At 63.0% G+C, this 16696-nt stretch carries 16 protein-coding genes; 12 read left to right on the top strand and 4 right to left on the bottom strand.

Annotated elements, in window-relative coordinates; translation table 11 throughout:
• The first annotated feature begins 67 nt into the window (after nt 1-67).
• The 6 genes from GYM54_RS14615 to ppnN all read left to right on the top strand — a co-directional run bounded on the left by GYM54_RS14615 (nt 68) and on the right by ppnN (nt 5655).
• On the top strand, nt 68-349 hold the full coding sequence (locus GYM54_RS14615; RefSeq protein ID WP_181099288.1) for a DUF2782 domain-containing protein: 282 nt from the start codon (nt 68-70) through the stop codon (nt 347-349).
• Between the two features lie 30 nt (nt 350-379).
• Nucleotides 380-1330, top strand: a complete 951-nt coding sequence (locus GYM54_RS14610) for a homoserine kinase (RefSeq protein ID WP_181099287.1) — start codon at nt 380-382, stop codon at nt 1328-1330.
• A 341-nt stretch (nt 1331-1671) separates the two neighbouring features.
• Entirely contained in the window at nt 1672-2280 is a 609-nt protein-coding gene (locus tag GYM54_RS14605) for a CDP-alcohol phosphatidyltransferase family protein (RefSeq protein ID WP_181099286.1), read from the top strand.
• A gap of 70 nt (nt 2281-2350) precedes the next feature.
• Nucleotides 2351-2971, top strand: a complete 621-nt coding sequence (locus GYM54_RS14600; protein ID WP_181099284.1) for a 1-acyl-sn-glycerol-3-phosphate acyltransferase — start codon at nt 2351-2353, stop codon at nt 2969-2971.
• Nucleotide 2972: 1 nt separating this feature from the next.
• Entirely contained in the window at nt 2973-3905 is a 933-nt protein-coding gene (locus tag GYM54_RS14595; protein WP_181099282.1) for a phosphatidate cytidylyltransferase, read from the top strand.
• 376 nt (nt 3906-4281) lie between these two features.
• Nucleotides 4282-5655 (top strand): nucleotide 5'-monophosphate nucleosidase PpnN, encoded by a 1374-nt coding sequence (gene ppnN / locus GYM54_RS14590; protein ID WP_131649265.1) that lies wholly within the window; start codon nt 4282-4284, stop codon nt 5653-5655.
• Nucleotides 5656-5846: 191 nt separating this feature from the next.
• On the opposite strand, the gene GYM54_RS14585 is transcribed toward ppnN, so the two are convergent.
• From GYM54_RS14585 to GYM54_RS14575, 3 genes are all read right to left on the bottom strand, one after another.
• On the bottom strand, nt 5847-6542 hold the full coding sequence (locus GYM54_RS14585; RefSeq protein WP_131649263.1) for an NrdJb: 696 nt from the start codon (nt 6540-6542) through the stop codon (nt 5847-5849).
• A 50-nt stretch (nt 6543-6592) separates the two neighbouring features.
• Nucleotides 6593-8743, bottom strand: coding sequence for an adenosylcobalamin-dependent ribonucleoside-diphosphate reductase (locus GYM54_RS14580; protein ID WP_181099279.1), 2151 nt, complete (start codon nt 8741-8743; stop codon nt 6593-6595).
• A gap of 165 nt (nt 8744-8908) precedes the next feature.
• A complete protein-coding gene (locus GYM54_RS14575) occupies nt 8909-9922 on the bottom strand; it encodes a zinc ABC transporter substrate-binding protein (RefSeq protein ID WP_219852936.1) in 1014 nt (337 codons plus the stop codon).
• A gap of 32 nt (nt 9923-9954) precedes the next feature.
• Between GYM54_RS14575 and zur the strand changes: the two genes are divergently transcribed.
• The 4 genes from zur to GYM54_RS14555 are packed head-to-tail and all read left to right on the top strand — an operon-like array spanning nt 9955 to nt 12498.
• Nucleotides 9955-10440, top strand: a complete 486-nt coding sequence (gene zur, locus GYM54_RS14570; protein WP_181099275.1) for a zinc uptake transcriptional repressor Zur — start codon at nt 9955-9957, stop codon at nt 10438-10440.
• Entirely contained in the window at nt 10437-11207 is a 771-nt protein-coding gene (gene znuC / locus GYM54_RS14565; protein WP_181099273.1) for a zinc ABC transporter ATP-binding protein ZnuC, read from the top strand. The genes zur and znuC overlap by 4 nt, the downstream gene beginning before the upstream one ends.
• Before the next feature lies 1 nt (nt 11208).
• The gene (gene znuB / locus GYM54_RS14560; RefSeq protein ID WP_131649254.1) at nt 11209-11994 is read left to right on the top strand and encodes a zinc ABC transporter permease subunit ZnuB; all 786 of its coding nucleotides are present in this window, start codon (nt 11209-11211) and stop codon (nt 11992-11994) included.
• Nucleotides 11995-12000: 6 nt separating this feature from the next.
• Complete coding sequence (locus GYM54_RS14555; protein WP_181099271.1) at nt 12001-12498, top strand: M48 family metallopeptidase; 498 nt, start codon at nt 12001-12003, stop codon at nt 12496-12498.
• Between the two features lie 116 nt (nt 12499-12614).
• On the opposite strand, the gene katE is transcribed toward GYM54_RS14555, so the two are convergent.
• Complete coding sequence (gene katE / locus GYM54_RS14550; RefSeq protein WP_197444817.1) at nt 12615-14750, bottom strand: catalase HPII; 2136 nt, start codon at nt 14748-14750, stop codon at nt 12615-12617.
• Between the two features lie 266 nt (nt 14751-15016).
• Between katE and GYM54_RS14545 the strand changes: the two genes are divergently transcribed.
• On the top strand, nt 15017-16024 hold the full coding sequence (locus tag GYM54_RS14545) for a methionine ABC transporter ATP-binding protein (protein ID WP_197444816.1): 1008 nt from the start codon (nt 15017-15019) through the stop codon (nt 16022-16024).
• The gene (locus tag GYM54_RS14540) at nt 16024-16689 is read left to right on the top strand and encodes a methionine ABC transporter permease (RefSeq protein ID WP_181099265.1); all 666 of its coding nucleotides are present in this window, start codon (nt 16024-16026) and stop codon (nt 16687-16689) included. Before GYM54_RS14545 ends, GYM54_RS14540 begins: the two co-directional genes overlap by 1 nt.
• The last annotated feature ends 7 nt before the right edge of the window (nt 16690-16696 follow it).

Raw genomic sequence — 16696 nt, 5'->3', positions numbered from 1 at the left:
ATCAACCTTTTCGGCGGGTCCGGGGCTAGAATGCAGGGACCATTTGACGACAAAGGGCAAGGTTATCATGCGTACGCTCAAACCTCTGATGCTTGCCGGCCTGCTGGCGCTCGTGCCGCTGACCGGTTTTGCCCAGGAGTCGGTCGAGGGTGAGCCCGATGTGACCATTCGCCAGGAGGGCGACCGGACCGTTGAGGAATACCGGGTCAATGGCTTCCTCTATGCTGTGAAGATCACGCCCAAGAACGGCAAGCCCTACTTCCTGGTGCGCGCCGATGGCGATAGCAACTTCATCCGCGCCGACCGCCCGGACATGCTGATCCCTGCCTGGGAAATCTTCAGCTGGTAACGCCGCGACGACGATAACGGAAGGCCACTCATGTCGGTATTCACCCCGCTGCAACACGAAGAACTGGAAGCCTTTCTGGCGCCCTATCAACTGGGACGTCTGCAAGAATTCGAGGGCATCGCCGCAGGCAGCGAGAACAGCAATTTCTTCGTCAGCCTGGAACAGGGCCAGTACGTTCTGACCCTGGTTGAGCGCGGCCCGACCCAGGACCTGCCGTTCTTCATCGAGCTGCTCGAGGTACTGCACCGAGCCGGCCTGCCGGTGCCCTACGCGTTACACACCCGGGACGGCGAAGCCCTGCGCAACCTGGCAGGCAAGCCGGCGCTGCTGCAACCGCGCTTGCCGGGCCGGCACGTGGCGGTGCCCAATCCCCACCACTGCAGCGAAGTGGGCCGGCTGCTGGCGCGCCTGCATCTGGCGACGCGCGAACACATCCTCGAGCGACGCAGCGACCGCGGCCTGGACTGGATGCAGGAAGAAGGCCCCAGCATTGCCATGGGACTGCCGGAGGACCAGCTACCGCTACTGCGCGAAAGCCTGACGGAAATCGCCGAGCTGAAGCCGAAGATCCTCGCCTTGCCCCGCGCCAACCTGCACGCCGATCTGTTCCGCGACAATGTGCTCTTCGAGGGGGGGCACCTGACCGGCGTGATCGACTTCTATAACGCCTGCTCCGGGCCGATGCTCTACGACATCGCCATCACGGTTAACGACTGGTGCAGCCACCCCAACGGCGAGCTCGACGATGAACGCAGCCAGGCATTGCTCGCCGCCTACTCCAGCCTGCGCCGCTTCACCCCGGCCGAGGCTGAGCTATGGCAGCCGATGCTGCGCGTGGCCGGCGTGCGGTTCTGGCTCTCGCGCCTGATCGCCGCGCAGAACTTCGCCGGACAACCCGTGCTGATCAAGGACCCTGAAGAATTCCGCCGCCTGCTCGCCGCCCGCCGACAATGCCATAGCGCATTGCCGTTTGCGCTCTAATAGCCAGGCCAAGAGGTTGAACACGGCGGAACACCGCGACCGCAAGGAATCGCCGGACCACAGGCATCGAAGATCTGGCTGAACTGAAGCAGTCATGTACCGAAGCCCGGGGTGGATCTCCGAACGTTGGACACTTGGCTGGCACATCAATTCGCAGTGAACCCAGCGCCATAGCGGGTCCTTCTACTATTGACGCCGACCAGCTCCCAAAAACAGCGGCGCACCGCTGAGCCTACTTGCCACGCGCCCTGTTTTTCCCCAAAGTCCGGCTCCGATTGATCGCGCTTCGCCGCTTGCACAATCATTCGCGCACACCATGCCCACATCGAAAGGAATCGATGATGCTTTCCATCTATCAGCTCAAGCCACGCTTCCAGGATCTGTTGCGCCCATTGGTGCAGCGCCTCCACGCGCTCGGCATTACCGCCAACCAAGTGACCATCGCTGCCCTCGTGCTGTCGCTACTGGTCGCTGGCGCCGTCGCGCTGTGGGTGGAGCTCGCCTGGCTTTTCGCCTTGATCCCCGTCTGGATGCTCCTGCGCATGGCGCTCAATGCCATCGACGGGATGCTGGCCCGCGAATTCGGCCAGCAGTCCCGGTTGGGCGCCTATCTCAACGAGCTCTGCGATGTCATCGCGGATAGCATCCTCTACCTTCCTTTCGCCCTGTTGCCAGGCGTTTCGGCGATGGCCGTGGTGCTAGTCGTCCTGCTGGCGCTGTTCAGTGAGTACGCCGGCGTATTAGGTCCGATGGTGGGCGCCTCGCGCCGCTACGACGGCCCCATGGGCAAAAGCGATCGCGCCTTTGCCTTCGGCGTGCTGGCCGCTGGCGTGGCCTGCGGCTGGTTGCCCGCAAGCTGGATCAATGGCGCATTGCTGCTGATAGCCGCCCTTGCGCTGTACACGCTGATCAACCGTGTATGCCAGGGATTGAACGAAACGGCGGCCTGATTTCTCGCAAGTTGCTCATTGCGCTCAGCTCTGCGCCCCGTCAACCGTCAATGCCCTCGAGGAACCATAGATGCTCGGCTACCTGTCCGCTTTCCTTCTCACCTCCGCGGCGCGCCTGCTCACCGGCACGCGCAGTCTCTGGCTAGGCTGCGCGCCGACCCGCACCCAGCGTATCTATTTCGCCAACCACACCAGCCACGGCGACTTCGTGCTGCTCTGGGCCTCCCTGCCGCCCGACCTGCGCAAACGAACCCGACCGGTAGCCGGTGCGGATTACTGGCAGAAGGGACAGATGCGCCGCTTCATCATCAATCGCGTGTTTCACGGCGTGCTAGTCGACCGTGAGCGTCGCGACCCGTCGGTCGATCCGTTGCAGCCAATGCTCGATGCATTGGATGAAGGGCATTCGCTGATCCTGTTTCCGGAGGGCACACGCAATCTCGAAGAGGGTCTGCTGCCGTTCAAGGGCGGGCTCTTCCGTCTCGGCCAGGCGCGACCCGAGGTGGAGCTGGTCCCGGTATGGATCGCCAATCTCAACCGCGTGATGCCGAAGGGCCGCTCGCTGCCCTTGCCGCTGCTGTGCACGGTCAGTTTCGGCGCGCCGCTGAGCATCGACGAGAACGAAGACAAGGACGCCTTCCTGCCCCGCGCCCGCCAAGCGCTGCTGGAACTGGCGCCGGAGGAAGCCTGACATGGATAACAACACACTCATGCTGTTCGCCGGAATCGGCGCCCTGCTCGCCCTGGCCTCGCTGATCGGCTTCGTACTCAAGCGCCGCAGTGGCGACGCCGAGAACCCGGTAGTCGACAACCTCAACGCGCGCATCAACGCCTGGTGGGTAATGGTCGCGGTGATCGGCATCGCTTTCTGGCTCGGGCACACGGCGGTGGTGATCCTTTTCTATCTGGTTTCCTTCTTCGCCCTGCGCGAGTTCATGACCCTGGCACCGACCCGGCGCAGCGATTATCCGGCATTGGTCGCGGCGTTCTATTTCGTGCTGCCGGTGCAATACCTGCTGGTCGGTATCGGCTGGTACGGCCTGTTCGCGATCTTCATTCCGGTGTACATCTTCCTGCTGTTGCCGATCCTCGCCTCGCTGGGCGGCGACACCACGCGCTATCTTGAGCGTGCCTCGAAGGTGCAATGGGGCCTGATGATCGCGGTGTTCTGCGTGTCGCATGTGCCGGCGCTGCTGACGCTGGAAATCGCCGGTTTCGAAGGCCGCAACCTGTTGCTGATCGCCTGGCTGGTGATGGTGGTGCAACTCTCCGACGTGCTGCAGTACGTCTGCGGCAAGCTCGCCGGCAAGCGCAAGATCGCGCCCAACCTGTCGCCATCGAAAACCGTTGAAGGCTTCGTTGGCGGCATCGCGCTGGCAACGCTGATCGGCGCGGCGCTGTTCTGGATCACGCCTTTCACCTTCTGGCAGGCGGCGCTGATCGCACTGCTGCTGAATCTGCTCGGCTTCTTCGGCGGGCTGGTGATGTCGGCCATCAAGCGCGACCGTGGCGTGAAGGACTGGGGGCACATGATCGAAGGGCACGGCGGCATGCTCGACCGCCTCGACTCGGTATGCTTCGCCGCGCCGATTTTTTTCCACACGGTGCGTTATTGGTGGGCGTGAGCCGCAGCACCCCGCTGCTGTGACGAAACAGACTAAGGCGGCGCAGTCCAACTGCGCCGACACTGTCGAACCGTCCGGTGGCCAGACGCGCCGGATGCATACCAACCAACTCAACCGATGGCTAATCGTGCGGAACCTTTCTCATGTCCTGGGCGTCAAGTGAACCCTGCCATGCGCGCCGCTGCGGCAGGTGTAAGATGGCCGGTCTCAGCTGGCTGACGTCGTGGCGATCTGAAAGCAGGCATCGCCACTAAAGAAGCTGGCGCGATGCTAGCCTGGACGACTGCACTGTGCGCGACCACACCGCGCTGCGCTTACCAACCTGATGCACCTGACCTGCCTGGCTCGGTGGCATTGTTTTCAGGGAACAGAACGAATGACCTCACGCTATGTAATCAATGCCTCGGTAGCCCCCAAGGGCAGCCTGGAAACACTGTCCCAGCGAGAAGTACAACAGCTCAGCGAAGCCAGTTCGGGCAGCACCTATACACTATTCCGTCAGTGCGCCCTGGCGATCCTCAACACCGGCGCGCGCATCGACAACGCCAAGACCATCCTGGAGGCCTACGACGACTTCGAGGTCCGCATTCATCAGCAGGACCGCGGCGTCCGTCTGGAGCTGATCAACGCGCCCGCCGATGCGTTCGTCGATGGACAGATGATCGCCAGCACGCGTGAAATGCTCTTCAGTGCACTGCGCGACATCGTTTACACCGAGAGCGAGCTGGGCAGCTCACGTATCGATCTGAGCAGTTCCGCCGGCATCACCGACTACGTCTTCCACCTGCTGCGTAATGCACGCACCCTGCGCTCCGGCATCGAGCCGAACATGGTGGTGTGCTGGGGCGGGCATTCGATCAGCACCGAGGAATACCAGTACAGCAAGCGTGTCGGCCACGAGCTGGGCCTGCGCAACCTGAACATCTGCACCGGTTGCGGCCCAGGCGTGATGAAAGGCCCGATGAAGGGCGCGACCATCGCCCATGCCAAACAGCGCATCGTCAGCGGCCGCTATCTGGGCCTAACCGAGCCGGGCATCATTGCCGCCGAAGCGCCGAACCCGATCGTCAATGAACTAGTGATCCTGCCGGATATCGAGAAGCGTCTGGAGGCCTTCGTCCGTGTCGGCCACGGCATCATCATCTTCCCCGGCGGTGTCGGCACGGCGGAGGAATTTCTTTATCTGCTGGGTATTCTGCTGCATCCGGACAACCGCGACGTGCCCTTCCCGGTCATCCTCACCGGTCCGGAAAGCGCCGCGCCCTACCTGCAGCAGCTACGCGATTTCGTCGGCGCGACACTCGGCGAAGAAGCCCAGCGCCACTATCAGATCGTCATCGACGACCCGGCCGAGGTGGCCCGGCAGATGGTCGAGGGGCTGAAAGCCGTCAAGCAGTTCCGTCGCGAACGCAACGACGCCTTCCACTTCAACTGGCTGCTGAAGATCGACGAAGGTTTCCAGCATCCGTTCGACCCGACCCACGAGAACATGGCCAGCCTGCGCCTGACCCGCGACGTGCCGCCCCATGAATTGGCGGCAAACCTGCGCCGGGCGTTCTCCGGCATCGTTGCCGGTAATGTGAAGGACAAGGGTATCCGCCGCATCGAAAAGTTCGGCCGTTACGAAATCCACGGCGACGCGGCGATCATGAAGCCCTTGGACGAGTTGCTGCAGGCGTTCGTCCTGCAGCATCGGATGAAGCTACCCGGCGGACGACCTTACGAGCCGTGCTATCGAGTGGTGAGCTGAAGGCGCAGCCCCGCCCCAAGGCCCGAGCCAGGGGCGAAGTGTTTTCTAACGTATAAGCGCGCTTTTGAGGGAGAGGCCCGCCTCCGCGGCGGGCCTTCCATTTCCGGCGGTGGCATTGGCGAGCTTGTCGCAACCACCGCAGGTGATGACAGCGGGTTCGTATGCCCGCTACTAGCTGAACGTACGCCCGCTCATCCGCACTTCGAATTCCCGCAATTCAAACACGTAGCGCAGCCATCCATCTGCACCACTGCCTGGGTGTTGCACTTGTTGCAAAGTTGCGCGCCAGCCGGGAAGCCTTCGCCCGGCTCGACCGCCACCGCGCCCTGGCTGGCTTCGTAGGCGGCGCGTTTCTCAGCCAGGTATTTGAGCTGGGTTTCGTCCAGCGCGTGACCTTCGAGCATTCCGATGGCTATCAAATGGCGCTCCAGCACGCCGCCGATTTCGGCGACGATGGACGGCATGTAAACGCCGCCCTTCTTCAGGTAGCCGCCACGCGGATCGAATACTGCTTTCAGCTCCTCGACCAAAAAGGTGCAGTCGCCGCCCTTGCGGAACACGGCGGACATGATCCGAGTGAGCGCGACGATCCATTGGAAATGATCCATGTTCTTCGAATTGATGAAGATCTCGAACGGCCGGCGCTGCTCGTGGGGCGTACCGGCGTTGAGCACAACATCATTAACGGTGACGTAGAGTGCGTGCTCGAACAGCGGCGACTTGATCTTGTAGGTCATGCCGACCAGCGTTTCCGGGCGTTGCAGACTTTCGTCCATCTCCACCACCTTCGCCTTGCTGGCGTTGCTGTCGGGCGTTACGGCGGGGCGTTCGAGGGTCTCATCGACAACCTTGAAGCCCTTGATGCGCTGAGTAATCTTGACGGTCATTACAGGTTCTCCATCCGGGCGGCGCGCGCCGCCCGGCTACTGATCGGGGCTCAATACTTGCCGTAATAGCCTTCTTTGAGGGCATCGAACAGGTTGGCGGCGGAATTGACCTCGCCGTCGTATTCGACCTCTTCATTTCCTTTCAACTCGACCACGCTGCCGTCTTCGAGAACGAAGCGATAAAGGGTCTTTTCCAGGTCGGCTTCCTTGACCAGCACGCCCTGAAACGCCGCCGGGTTGAAGCGGAAGGTGGTGCAACCCTTGAGGCCTTGGCGCCAGGCGTAGCGGTAGATGTCCTTGAAGGCCTCGAACGGATAGTCGGTGGGCACGTTGGCAGTCTTGGAAATCGACGAGTCGACCCACTTCTGCGCGGCCGCCTGAATGTCGACATGCTGAGTCGGGGTGACGTCGTCGGCGGTGATGAAGTAGTCGGGCAGCTTCTCGCCCGGCACGTCGGAGCCCGGCTTGGCTCGCTCGTTGATCAAAGTGCGATAGGCCAGCAACTCATAGCTGAACACCTCGATCTTTTCCTTCGCCTTGCGTCCGGCGCGGATCAGGTTGCGCGAGTAATGATGGGCGAAGCTCGGCTCAATGCCGTTGGAGGCGTTGTTGGCCAGGCTCAGGCTGATGGTGCCGGTGGGCGCGATGGAGCTGTGATGAGTGAAGCGCGCGCCCTGCTCGGCCAGCGCCTCGATCAGCTCGGGCGCATATTCGGCGATCTTCTGCATGTAACGCGAATACTTGGCGTGCAGCACGCGACCCGGCACCTGGTCGCCGGCCTTGTAACCGTGCTTCTTCATTTCCGGGCGCTTGCGCAGCATCTCGGCGGTGACTTCAAAGGTCTCGGCAAGCAGGGGCGCCGGCCCCTTCTCCTTCGACAGTTCGAGCGCCTCTTCCCAGCCGACCAGCGCCATTTCGCGCGCGACTTCTTCGGTAAATACGCAGGCTTCCGGGCTGCCGTAACGCAGTTTGAGCAGCGTCAGGGTCGAGCCGAGGCCGAGGAAGCCCATACCGTGACGGCGCTTCTGCTCGATCTCGTGACACTGCTGCGGCAACGGCAGGCCATTGATTTCCACGACATTGTCGAGCATGCGGGTGAACAGACGCACCACTTCGCGGTATTTGTCCCAGTCGAAACGGGCATCGGCACCGAATGGATCAATCACGAAGTTGGTCAGGTTGATCGAACCCAGCAGGCAGGACCCATAGGGCGGCAATGGTTGCTCGCCACAGGGATTGGTCGCGCGGATCGCCTCGCACCACCAGTTGTTGTTCAACTGGTTGACGCGGTCGATGAGGATGAAGCCCGGCTCGGCGTAGTCGTAGGTGGAGACCATGATCATGTCCCACAGGTGCCGCGCCTTGACCCGGCCGTAGATCTTGCAGGCGACTAGGCCATCGTCGCGGACGATGTAGCCCTCGTGGCTCGGCCACTCGCGCCAGACGATCTGCTCGGGGTCGTCCAGATCCAGCTCGGCCTTTTCCTTGAGGTGCAGCGGGAAGATCAGCGGCCACTCGGCGTCGTTTTCCACCGCCTGCATGAATTCATCGGTGATCAGCAGGCTGAGGTTGAACTGGCGCAGGCGGCCGTCTTCGCGCTTGGCACGTATGAATTCGCGCACGTCCGGATGGCCGACGTCGAAAGTGCCCATCTGCGCGCCGCGACGACCACCGGCGGAGCTGACGGTGAAACACATCTTGTCGAAGATATCCATGAACGACAGCGGCCCGCTGGTATGCGCGCCAGCCCCGGAAACGAAGGAGCCGCGCGGGCGCAGGGTGCTGAATTCATAACCGATGCCGCAGCCGGCCTTGAGCGTCAGCCCGGCCTCGTGGACCTTGCCGAGGATCTGGTCCATCGAATCGTCGATGGTGCCAGAAACAGTGCAGTTGATAGTCGAGGTGGCCGGCTTGTAGTCCTGCGCGCCGGCGTTGGAAATGATCCGCCCCGCCGGGATGGCGCCGTTGCGCAGTGCCCACAGGAAGCGCTCGTACCAGTGCTCGCGCTTATCTTGCGACTCGACGTCCGCCAAGGCACGGGCGACCCGCTGCCAGGTGGCGTCGACGCTGTCGTCGACGGGCGTACCGTCCTTGTCGGTCAGGCGGTACTTCTGCGCCCAGATATCCTCGGAAGCCGCCTGCAGCGCGATTCCGGCGGTGGTTTTACTGTCTGCCGTGATCGGCCCGTCGGTCTTCGCCATGCTGCGCATCCTCATGCAAATGGGAAAAGACGCAAGCTTAAGCCAGCACGGCAGGGCTTGGGATGACATTCATCAAGTTGCCGATGCCTAAGGGCTATTCCTGACCGGTGGCGATTGGGATGACGCTAACCCCGGTTAGAGCAAATTGCCTTGGCTGCCCGTTACTTACAGACTTTCCAAACACTCAACGAGCGACATCCCGAGATTTTCGATCAGACGCTCGTAGCCGCCAGCGGTGGCTTCGATGCCCTGACCCATAGCGTCCAGCTCGGCGACCTGTACCGGTAATTCACGGATCAAGCTGTCGGCCAGACGCGGACGGATCGGCGGCTCATAAAATACGCAGCTGGGGCCGGCTTGCTCCAGGCGCTGACGCATCTCGGCGACGTGACGCGCCCCCGGCTGGGCCTCGCCAGCGGCGAACACACCGGTATGCGCCAGGCCATAGGCTGCTTCGAAATAGTCGTAGGCTTCATGAAAGACGAAGAAGGGCTTTTTATCGGTATCGCTTAGCCGCTTCGTCAGGCGCTGATCGAGCGCGTCCAAACGCTGTCGGAACCCCTCGAGATTCGCCTGATAATGCGCTGCGTTGGCTGGGTCGACGGCCGCCAGCTTGCCGGCCATGTTCGCGGCTATGACCAAGGCATTGGCCGGCAACAGCCAGAGGTGAGCATCGAGACTGCCGGGGCGGTGCGCATGATCATGGTGGCTGTCAGCCGCGTGAGCTTCATGTGCATCGTGATCATGATTGTCGGCTTCGTGCGCATGCTCGTCATGTCCATGGTGGGACTCGGCATGCTCATCACCGAAATGACGCAACGTCAGCCCCGGCAGCGACTGTGCGGCGACGCTCGGCCCTTCGCGGCCTTTCAGCAGCGGTTCCAGGAAAGCTTCCATATCCGGGCCAATCCAATAAAACAGATCGGCACTGCGAATCTGCCGTACGTCGGATGGCCGCAGCGCGTAATGATGAGCAGAGGCGCCCGCCGGAAGCAGCACCTGCGGTTCGCCCACGCCGTCCTGGATAGCCGCAGCGATCAGCTGCAGAGGCTTGATGCTGGTGACAAGAGCCACCTCGGCGCGGGCCGGCGCACTGCCGAGAAAGATGAGAGTTACAAGTAAAGGCAACGAAAAAAGGCGAAACACGGGCAACACTCGGCTAGTTCGAATGGGTAACATAATAACGTCTCTCCAAAGCTTCGTCTTCGCCCATGTCTAATATCCCGCTGGCCTGCACTCCCCATGATCATGATCACTGCGTCAGTAGCGCGCTGGCCGAAGCCGATGCGCTTTGCGCGCGCGCCGGTGTGCGTCTGACGGCGCTACGCAAGCGTGTGCTGGAATTGGTCTGGCAAAGCCACAAGCCACTCGGCGCCTACGACATTCTCGGCGCGCTGACCGAGCAGGACGGCCGTCGCGCCGCACCACCAACCGTCTACCGTGCATTGGACTTTCTGCTGGAAAACGGCCTGGTGCATCGCATCGCATCGCTCAACGCCTTCATCGGCTGTAACCACCCCGAGCATCCACATCAAGGGCAATTCCTGATTTGCCGCAACTGCCACACTGCGATCGAGCTCGAGCAATCGATCGTCAGCGAGGCCATCAACCAGGCTGCGCACAGCGTGAATTTCCGAGTCGAAGGCCAGACCGTTGAAGTAGTCGGTCTTTGCGCGACCTGCCGGAGTGCGGCATGAGCGAGGCGCTGATCCGCCTGGATGACATTCATGTCCGCTTCGCCAAGCAGGCGGTGCTCGAAGGCGCGCAGCTGCAAGTGCAGCGTGGCGAGATCGTCACGCTGATCGGCCCCAACGGCGCCGGCAAGACCACGCTGGTGCGCGCGGTATTGGGGTTGCTGAAACCGGACAGCGGCACCGTCTGGCGCAAGCCGAAGCTACGCGTCGGCTATATGCCACAGAAGCTTCACGTCGACGCAACACTGCCACTGTCAGTGCTGCGGTTCCTGCGCCTGGTCCCAGGCGTGGATCGCGCCGCGGCCCTTCGCGCACTGAGCGAAGTGGGTGCCGAACAGGTGATCGACAGCCCGCTGCAATCGGTTTCGGGCGGCGAAATGCAACGGGTACTGCTGGCCCGCGCGCTGCTGCGCGAACCGGAACTGCTGGTGCTCGACGAGCCGGTGCAGGGCGTCGATGTCGCAGGGCAGGCCGAGCTCTATCGCCTCATCGGCCGGCTACGCGAGCGTTACGGTTGCGGCGTGCTGATGGTTTCGCATGACCTGCATCTGGTGATGAGCGCCACCGACCAGGTGGTCTGCCTGAACCGCCACGTGTGCTGCTCCGGGCACCCGGAACAGGTCAGCGCCGACCCGGCCTTTATCGAGCTGTTCGGCCAGGACGCGCGCAGTCTGGCGATCTACCATCACCAGCACGATCACAGCCACGACCTGCATGGTAGCGTGATCACCGGTAAACCCCACGTCCACGGTCCGAACTGCAAGCACTGACATGCCTGACTTTTTACTGAACGCCCTGCTCGCCGGTCTCGCCCTGGCACTGGTCGCCGGCCCACTAGGCTCCTTCGTAGTCTGGCGGCGCATGGCCTATTTCGGCGATACGCTGTCCCACTCCGCGCTGCTCGGCGTAGCGCTGGGGCTGATGCTGGAGGTCAACCTGACCCTCGCGGTCGTCGTCTGCTGCGTGCTGCTGGCAGTGTTGCTGGTGACCCTGCAGCAGCGCCAGCCGCTGGCCTCCGACACGCTGCTCGGCATTCTCGCGCACAGCACGCTGTCGCTCGGGCTGGTCTCGCTGAGTTTCATGCAGGATGTACGTATCGACCTGATGGGCTACCTTTTCGGCGACCTGTTGGCCGTCGGCCCGACCGACTTGGCCTGGATTGCCGGCGGCAGTGCGCTGGTGCTGTTGGTGCTGATCCCGCTATGGCGTCCGCTGTTGGCAGTGACGGTGCATGAGGAATTGGCGAAGGTCGAAGGCCTGCCCGTCGCGGCCATCCGCTTGGCACTGATGCTGCTGATCGCCATGGTGATCGCCGTGGCGATGAAGATCGTTGGCGTGCTGTTGATCACCTCGCTGCTGATCATTCCGGCCGCCGCGGCCCAGCGACACGCCCGAACGCCCGAGCAGATGGCCTTGGGCGCGAGCTTGTTGGGCATCGTCGCGGTGTGTCTGGGGCTGGCGCTGTCCTGGTACGAAGACACGCCGGCCGGGCCGTCCATCGTGGTCAGCGCCGCCGCGCTGTTCCTACTCAGCTTCGCCTGGCGCAAGCGCAATTGAACGGCCATGACTGATCTGAAATATCTGCGTGGCTATCCTGAGCCGCTGTTGGAGCAGGTCCGCCAACTGATCGCTGAGCAGCGTCTGGGCGACTATCTGCAGCGCCGCTATCCCGGCCGCCATGAGCACCAAAGCGACAAGGCGTTGTACGGCTATGTCCAGCGCCTGAAGCAGGATCACCTGAAAAGCGCGCCGCCGATCGACAAGGTGCTCTACGACAACCGCCTCGACCTCACCCACCGCGCCCTTGGCCTGCACACCGCGGTGTCACGCGTGCAGGGCGGCAAGCTGAAAGCTAAGAAGGAAATCCGCGTCGCCTCGCTGTTTCGGGACGCGGCACCGGAATTTCTGCGGATGATCGTCGTTCACGAGTTGGCGCACCTGCGCGAATCCGACCACAACCGCGCCTTCTACAAGCTCTGCGAACACATGCTGCCGGGCTACGGCCAGATCGAATTCGACCTGCGACTGTACCTACACTGGCGCGAGCTGCAGAGCGCCTGACGGTGCTCGGAAAGCTTCGCCCTGAGGGCGAGCCTCCTACAAAAGCACGCGTTGCGCACCGGTAGGAGGCCCGTCCTCGCGGCGATAGCAGGTCGAGGGACCGGAGGCGAAGGTGCCTACGCCGGCACCGCCTTGGCCGCCGCCTCGCGTGCCCAGACGCGATGCTGGCCGAGCGCCTGAACGAAGGCGCCGAACACCGCGTCCACGTCATCGCCTTCCAGCAGACCGGCGTCGGGCACGAGATTCAGCGACGCCAGCAACGGCCGCGCCGCGCCTATCACCACCACCGGCTTCAGGTGCTTGTAGGCTTCGAGCAGATAGTGCTTGGCCTCGCCGGACTGAGCCATGGCCGCCGCCGCGTCGGCGCCGCCGGGCACGAACACGGCGTCGAACATCACAGACGGCATACCATCCATAGCCGCATCGATCACCAGCGCCTTGCCCTCGGCGGTTTTTACCGGCGCAGGCGTCGGGCCGATCAGTTTGGCGAAGGCGCCCTCTTCGGCGAGTTTGGCCTTGAACGCATCGATAGCTGCGCCGTCCACGCCGTTGGCCACGAGGATCGCCACCTTGCGCGATTTGATGTTGCCCGGCGCATGGTTCATTAGGCTCAGCGCCAGTGAGCTCGACGCCTTCGGCTCCTTCTTCGCCACGGTGGGCGCGCTCGGCGCCGGCAGGCCGAGGTTGTCCGCCACGCGGCGGGCCAGTTCCAGGTCGATATTGGCAAGAATCTCGTTGACCTGCCGCTCGCGGATGAACACCCGCTCCACCTTGCCCAGCTCGAAGGTGTAGGCGCCGATGATGTGCTCCTTCTCCGGCTCGCTCATGCTGTTCCAGAACAGCGTGGCCTGTGAGAAATGGTCGCCGAACGACGCGCTGCGGTTGCGAATCTTGTGCCCTTCGACGCGTTCTGGATAACTCTCGAAGCCGCCGCCCTGCGCCGCTGGCGGGGTTTCCTTGGGCCAGCCGCCATCGATGGAGTTGGGCTCGTAGTTGGCGCGGCCCTTGTGGATGGCCTGGCGATGGAACGCATCGCGCTGGTTGTTGTGTAGCGGGCACAGCGGCCGGTTGATCGGAATCTCGTGGAAGTTCGGGCCGCCCAGGCGCAGCAGCTGAGTGTCGGTGTAGGAGAACAGCCGGCCCTGCAGCAGCGGGTCGTTGGTGAAATCGATGCCCGGCACGATGTGACCGATGTGGAAGGCGGCCTGCTCGGTCTCGGCGAAGAAGTTGTCCGGGTTGCGATTGAGCGTCATCTTGCCGAGCTTCTGCACCGGCACCAGCTCCTCGGGGATGATTTTGGTCGGATCGAGTAGGTCGAAGTCGAAGCTGTGCTCGTCGGCTTCCTCGACCACCTGCACGCCCAGCTCCCATTCGAAGGGATCGCCGCTCTCGATGGCCTCCCACATGTCGCGGCGGTTGAAGTCCGGGTCTTTGCCGGCGATCTTCAGCGTCTCGTCCCAGACCAGCGAGAAGGCGCCGGCCACCGGCTTCCAATGGAACTTGACGAAGCGGGAGACCCCCTCTGCATTGATCAGGCGGAAGGTGTGCACGCCAAAACCTTCCATTGCCCGGAAGCTGCGCGGCAAAGCACGATCGGACATGGTCCAGAGCACCATGTGCGCCGATTCGGGGGTCAGCGAGACGAAGTCCCAGAAGGTGTCGTGGGCCGATTGCGCCTGCGGAATCTCGTTGTGCGGTTCGGGTTTGACCGCATGCACGAAGTCCGGAAATTTGATCGCGTCCTGAATGAAGAACACCGGCATATTGTTACCGACCAAATCGAAGTTGCCCTCGTCGGTGTAGAACTTGGTGGCGAAACCACGCACATCGCGCACCGTGTCCGCGGAGCCGCGCGAACCCTGCACCGTGGAGAAACGCGCAAATACCGGGGTTTCCTTGCCTTCGGAGGCGAGGAACGAGGCCTTGGTCAGCCAACTGTGGTCGCCGTAGCTGACGAACACGCCATGGGCCGCCGAGCCGCGCGCGTGGACGATGCGCTCGGGAATGCGCTCGTGGTCGAAGTGGGTGAGCTTCTCGCGCATGATGAAATCTTCGAGCAGCGAGGGGCCACGGTCGCCAGCCCGAAGGGTGTTCTGGTTGTCAGCGATCTTCACGCCCTGATTAGTGGTCAGGGCCTGTCCGGTGGCGTCGGAGCGGACGTTTTCCAGCTGGTCGAGCTTGGCGTTGCGGTTGGCGCGGTCCGGCGTGTCGGTGCCGGCTATTTCGTTACGTGGGGCATTGATGTCGGTCATGGAGGGGCCTCGCAATGGGTTGCGCAAGCCGTGGCGGACCGTCTGCTTGACCCGGCTTTTCCACGGCGCTCGGTAAACTGACAGCCACGACGTGTACAAGGTCGGTCTTGCGCCAATTTGCTTTTCTCATGACGGTGATAGGGGACCTCAATGATCGGCGCCGACAGCCCATTCGCCCAGCGGCTGAGCCTGTGCGTCGGATGCGGTAGAATGCCGATCTTTTGCCGGCAGATGCTGCCGGTATCGCCCCATCTACAGGTTCGCCCGTGATCGAATTCCACGACGTCCACAAGACTTATCGCGTCGCCAGCCGCGACGTGATGGCGCTGCAGCCGACCCGCTTGCGTATCGAAGCCGGCGAAGTGTTCGGCCTGATCGGCCACTCCGGCGCCGGCAAAAGTACCCTGCTGCGCCTGATCAACCGACTGGAAGAACCTTCCGGCGGGCGCATTCTGGTCAACGGAGAAGACGTCACCGCACTGGAGGCCGACGGCCTGCGCCGCTTCCGCCAGCGTGTCGGGATGATCTTCCAGCACTTCAACCTGCTGATGTCCAAGACTGTGGCCGATAACGTCGCCATGCCGCTGCGCCTGGCCGGCACCTACTCGAAAGCCGATATCGAACGCCGCGTCGCTGCCCTCCTGGAGCGGGTCGGCCTGAAGGACCACGCACGTAAATACCCCGCGCAGCTGTCCGGCGGACAGAAGCAGCGCGTCGGCATCGCCCGCGCGCTAGCCACCGAGCCTGACATCCTGCTCTGCGACGAGGCCACCAGCGCTCTCGACCCGCAGACCACCGCCCAAGTGCTACAACTGTTGGCCGAGATCAACCGCGAGCTGAACCTCACCATCGTGCTGATCACCCACGAGATGGACGTGATCCGCCGCGTCTGCGATCGCGTGGCGGTGATGGATGGCGGGCTGATCGTCGAGCAGGGCCCGGTGACCGATGTTTTCTTGCATCCACAGCATGCGACCACCCAGCGTTTCGTGCTGGAAGACGAGGCGGTGGATGAGGGTGAGCAGCGCGATGACTTCGCCCACGTGCCGGGTCGCATCCTGCGCCTGACTTTTCAGGGCGAGTCGACCTACCAGCCACTGCTAGGCACCGTGGCGCGCGAGACGGGGGTCGATTTCAGCATCCTCTCGGGGCGTATCGATCGCATCAAGGACACCCCCTATGGCCAGCTGACCCTGGCGCTCACTGGCGGCGACATGCAAGCCGCCCTGTCCCGCTTCGATAGCGCCGATGTTCACGTGGAGGTGCTGCGCTGATGGATGCTCTGTTCACCAATGTGGATTGGTACGAAATCTGGCTGGCGACGCTGGACACTCTGCTGATGCTCGGCGGCTCGCTGCTGTTCACCATCCTGCTGGGCCTGCCGCTGGGCGTGCTGCTGTTTCTCACCGGGCCGCGCCAATTGTTCGAGAACGGTCCGCTGTATGCGCTGCTGTCGTTCGTGGTCAACGTGCTGCGTTCGCTGCCGTTCATCATCCTGCTGATCGTGATGATTCCCTTCACCGTGCTGCTGACTGGCACCTCGCTGGGCGTGGCCGGCGCCATCCCGCCGCTGGTGGTGGGCGCGGCGCCGTTCTTCGCGCGGCTGGTGGAAACCGCGCTGCGCGAAGTCGACCGCGGCATCATCGAGGCGACCCAGGCCATGGGCGCGACGACGCGGCAGATCATCTTCAGCGCATTGCTGCCGGAGGCGAGGCCGGGCATCATCGCGGCTATCACCGTCACCGCCATCACCCTGGTGTCCTACACCGCGATGGCCGGTGTGGTAGGGGCCGGCGGTCTCGGCGACCTGGCGATCCGCTTCGGCTACCAGCGTTTCCAGACCGATGTGATGGTCGTCACCGTGGTCCTGCTGCTGGTACTGGTGCAGGTACTGCAGAGCGTCGGCGACAAGCTGGTCACCCATTTTTCACGCAAATGAACCGCAA

Origin of the sequence: Pseudomonas sp. MTM4 (assembly GCF_019355055.1) — a bacterium.
Classification (GTDB): Bacteria; Pseudomonadota; Gammaproteobacteria; order Pseudomonadales; family Pseudomonadaceae; genus Stutzerimonas.
This window is presented reverse-complemented; position numbering and strand designations above follow the sequence as displayed.